Origin of the sequence: Enterobacter cloacae complex sp. IR5403, assembly GCF_049238705.1 — a bacterium.
GTDB classification, from domain to species: domain Bacteria; phylum Pseudomonadota; class Gammaproteobacteria; order Enterobacterales; family Enterobacteriaceae; genus Enterobacter; species Enterobacter hormaechei_C.
In genome coordinates this window covers 1-4,044 of the sequence record NZ_JBMKHP010000034.1, presented here as the reverse complement: position 1 = coordinate 4,044, position 4,044 = coordinate 1, and the positions used below count along the sequence as shown (strand labels likewise).

The following is a 4,044-nucleotide window of genomic DNA, read 5'->3' as shown; positions in this document are numbered from 1 at the left end:
CTGATGATCTGTTCGTCGGAAAAACGCTTCTTCATGGGGATGTCCTCATGTGGCTTATGAAGACATTACTAACATCGGGGTGTACTAATCAACGGGGAGCAGGTCAACTGATATAGCTGCCGCTAACTTTGTTATGGAAGATTTGAGCTTATTTGCTGATGAGTCAGTTTTATTAAAGCCAGACTGCATGGAGTCTGTGGCAGTTTTAACTTCTTTTCCGGCAGTTAGTAGCTCGGCAGTATCTGCTTTGACTGTGTACTCAATAGTTCCTACGTTCTCAGCCATGTTTTCTCCGGGCGTAAAAAAACCCGCCTAAGCGGGTCCGTTACTTAACTATCATTAGTTGATACAGAACTTATATCCATGGCCGCATAATTCAACTGAGTGCCTACCATCTGTTGTAGATAGCGAGATTTCTTTTATATATGTATCGCCATTTTTAGCATTGAAGTCATAAACCACAAGGCCTGAGTAGACCCCTCTTTCAACTCCGTGAGCAGGAACAATAACTTCATGTATTTTTACATTATCAAATGAAACAGAAATTTGGTTAGTGTTATCATTGCGTCGTTCTGATATGTGAGCTTTCCGTGTCCTGAAAAGATGCATCTACCCTCTCTGTTGCCACATAGAGCCATTGAAATTTCTTTCCTGCCAATCTCAATTGCTTCATTTTCAGATGGTGACTGCTTGTAACAACCAGTCAGAACCAAAGCAAGAAAACAAAGAGCCATAAATCGCATAGTCATATCATCCAATAATTACAATACTTAGTAAGCTTAACATTCTGCAATGCAACTACACGCACAAAATCACTCACTCAATGCGATCCTGAATCTCTTTTTATCATGCGTTCAGCCCAATCCATCGCTTCATCGTATTTCTTCTTGGATGGGATTTTGGCTTTCTCAGGTTTAGGATATTTGGCTTCCATCGCTGCCCTGAAGGAGGTCATTGTCATGTTCCATGCTTCAGCTTCGCTCATTCCCAGGTGAGCTACTGCCAGATAAACGAATGACCGGGCATCAAAGCGGTTTGTATATTCACCGTCTTTCTCTACGTCCTCGCTATCCTGATCTCCCATGACGCCATGCTTAATCAAGTGTCGAGCCAGTGTGAGAACATCCTCAAGCGGCATGAAACCTTTCTTCATGACGAGCTTTCCGCGAGGCGTGTACGCATAGCCACCGACAAGATGAGAGATATCTTCTTCGCAACACGACTGAACTATCAAAGCAGCGGCCTTGACCATTCGGGCAAAACATATTGCTCTGGTGTCCTGTAATAGCTGCTCGTTGCGTATTTCGTGCTGGGGATAATGACCGCCGTGAACGTGAACCATCGCAGTGACGATTTCTTCAGGTGTCCCTATTCGGGTCATAGCAAGGAATGACGGGTTCAGAAAATACGTATGGCCGACGAGCTTTATCTCTGCCTGCCCGATATCTGTTATTGCTGCCATATCATCCCTGTAAATTTAAGGGGCCGAAGCCCCGGGTATTAAGGAGCGGTCACTGTCACAGTTGCGACATTTGACGTTGCACTGCCTGCGGTAGTTGAGGTTACTACAACAGTGTAATCGCCAGCGTCAGCTGTGGTTGTGCCTGATTTCGTGTACGTGGCAGATGTAGCGCCAGTGACGTTAGTGCTGCCTTTTTTCCACTGATAGGTCAGTGCTGAACCATCGGTAGCGCGAGCAACCACTGACAGAACGAGAGTCTGCCCTTCAGTAAGTGCCTGGCCTACCGGCTGCGTGTCGATAAGGACTTCATCGGGAACGTCACGAACTTCAACATCGCCAGCACTGGTAGCCTCAATTGACCAGGTAGCAACGTCATCGTGAGGTGATTCATCTTCCCATGACGTAACGAGGAATGGACCCTCGGTGATGTCATTAGGGGAGACGATTTTAAACCAGACGTAAGGCTGATTGCTTGTTTCCAGTGGAGGATTATACACATGGCGCTTCAGCGCGTTCTGTGAGTAAGCATCCTCTTTACGGGTCACTCCATCACCAGAGAATGAAACCTCTTTGTATGTCGTGATGTTCTCTTTGGTGTAGGTCGGGCTCATGTCGCCAGTTGCGTCAGCGGTGTCCCATTCGATGCCGGTTGTTTTGCCGCGCATCATACCGAGTCGCTTGTACTCAGCAGTAGTTGGTTGTGCTTCTGGACATGCAATCGCGTAATAAACGACGACGTCACGCCCTGTGAATGCACCTGATTCACATGCCATAGTGCTTTACTCCGTTAACGAGAGATTATGGTCTGAAAATTGATATCGAAGAGGTAGCGCCCTTCTTCGGTGAGAATTACTGTGATGCCGCCGAGGGGTTGCATCGAGATAAGACATTCTGTTTTGTAGTCGTCAATCATCGCCTGCCTGATGGCATCTGCGCGCGATTCAACATCGTCAGGTGAGGCATCATTTTGTGCAGATAGCAGGATGAAACGGAAGTAATCGCGGGTCAGCGCCTCTTCTGTGCCACCGCCTCCGTTCTGCTGAATGATGAGATAGCGATCTGCTTGCTGTGCTGCCTGCTCATTCCAGAAACGCTTCTGGACGCGATAGCCAGTGTCGAATCCATTTGACTGCAACCAAGCCCTGAGCGCGTCATAAACCTCTGTACGGGTCATATGGTGTAGCCTCGTTTAATCACTTCCCGAATCTCGTCCATGCCATCTCGCTCAAATCCCTTCCTGAGGAAATCAGGCTCGCCAGCCGGCCCCCAGTAAACGCCCCTCCCCTTTGGTCTGGGCTTGCCTTTCAGTGTGCCTTTTGCGTCATTGACGTACTGGGCGTAATTGGCAGCATAACCAACACGCCCTATCAGCCCACCTGTGACAGGGGTTATTTTCCGATACTGGCTGTTAATGAGTGTCGAGGAGTTTCTTGGTGTGATGTTGGCGGCATTCGACTGACCAGCGATAAGCACTTCCATCATCGTTTTTTCGGTGATAGGTCCAGACACCTCGGAAAGCAGATTTGTCACTCTCTGCTGTACCTGTTTAATGCCTTTAACCGGCATATGCACCTCACTTAAGTGATTGCTTATATTCAATGAAGTCACGTACCAACTGAATAAACAGACAGGCGCAGGAAAAACCAAGAGCAAAACAGGCAAGCCCAAAGCTAAAGTCTTCACACATCACGTCATGACCTTATAGTCGGGGTCTTCAGCGAAGAATGACATATCCCATTCTTTCACAGCCTTCACCTTGTCAGCGCCTGCGGCAATAGGGTCAACCTGCGCAGACGAGTCGCCTCTCTGGATGTAGTCATCTCGTGCCGGCTGCCGGACAAAAGCGCCCTGATATTTCGACTCGGTGAAGAAAATCAGGTTTGTTGTGAACTCCTTTCCGGTGTCGTCGATGGCTATCTCTTTATTTGCCTCCCATGTGCAGGCTATGAGGTAAGGTGCACCGTAGGTCTGCTTTCCCGTCCAGTCATCAAAGGCCCCAACAGGCCACACAGTGGCGACATTGGTGTATACCCATTCACTTGTTGCGCTCACGGCTCCACCTCACTACCGTTTCACCTGCTTTCCGAGCTTTCGGGCATAGCAGATGCCAATCGCCAGACTCGGTTACGTATGCCGTGGTAACACGTCCTGTATCGGTTGTGACCCACACACGAGATAGCGGTTCAGGTTTTCCCATCAGTAGCACCCTCCAACGACATCAAAGAAACCGACAGAGTTACCGGCGCTGATTGGCAAGTCATCCGTACATCCATTGATATCGAGCGCAGCAAGCGAGTTACGCAGCCATGCAATAGCGTCATCGCCGTAATCAAAAGTCCTTGATGCTCCGTTTGGTGCGCTCTGAGACTTGATTCTCCTCGCACCGGACGAGGCCGACATTAGCGCGGCAGCATAGAGCAGGATTAGCTGCTGTGTGCAGTCGTCATAATCGGCCCCGTCCATGCACTCGATGATTGAAGTGGTCAACAAAAACTGGCCACCGCGTTAGAGTTTTTCCAGTATCGGTTTTCTGATTCGTTTGGCGTTAACCCACCATTATATTCGTGCGGTCTTAGTGCGCT

The 4,044-nt window shown here is 48.7% G+C and carries 6 protein-coding genes and 1 pseudogene; all 7 read right to left on the bottom strand.

Annotated elements, in window-relative coordinates; genetic code table 11:
* Positions 1-84: 84 nt before the first annotated feature.
* Positions 85-285 (bottom strand): hypothetical protein, encoded by a 201-nt coding sequence (locus tag ACOTW6_RS21845; RefSeq protein WP_421766304.1) that lies wholly within the window; start codon positions 283-285, stop codon positions 85-87.
* 535 nt (positions 286-820) lie between these two features.
* Positions 821-1,462 (bottom strand): DUF6246 family protein, encoded by a 642-nt coding sequence (locus ACOTW6_RS21840; protein ID WP_213789335.1) that lies wholly within the window; start codon positions 1,460-1,462, stop codon positions 821-823.
* Between the two features lie 38 nt (positions 1,463-1,500).
* Complete coding sequence (locus ACOTW6_RS21835; RefSeq protein ID WP_213789334.1) at positions 1,501-2,235, bottom strand: phage tail tube protein; 735 nt, start codon at positions 2,233-2,235, stop codon at positions 1,501-1,503.
* A gap of 14 nt (positions 2,236-2,249) precedes the next feature.
* Positions 2,250-2,636 carry a phage tail termination protein gene (locus tag ACOTW6_RS21830; RefSeq protein WP_213789333.1) on the bottom strand — a complete coding sequence of 129 codons (387 nt, stop codon included), beginning with the start codon at positions 2,634-2,636 and terminating at the stop codon, positions 2,250-2,252.
* Positions 2,633-3,145, bottom strand: a complete 513-nt coding sequence (locus ACOTW6_RS21825; protein WP_421766303.1) for a hypothetical protein — start codon at positions 3,143-3,145, stop codon at positions 2,633-2,635. Before ACOTW6_RS21825 ends, ACOTW6_RS21830 begins: the two co-directional genes overlap by 4 nt.
* Positions 3,146-3,148: 3 nt before the next feature.
* Positions 3,149-3,514 (bottom strand): hypothetical protein, encoded by a 366-nt coding sequence (locus ACOTW6_RS21820; protein WP_213789332.1) that lies wholly within the window; start codon positions 3,512-3,514, stop codon positions 3,149-3,151.
* 144 nt (positions 3,515-3,658) lie between these two features.
* Positions 3,659-3,937: pseudogene (locus ACOTW6_RS21815) on the bottom strand (DUF7370 family protein); the annotation flags it as partial.
* Positions 3,938-4,044: the final 107 nt, after the last annotated feature.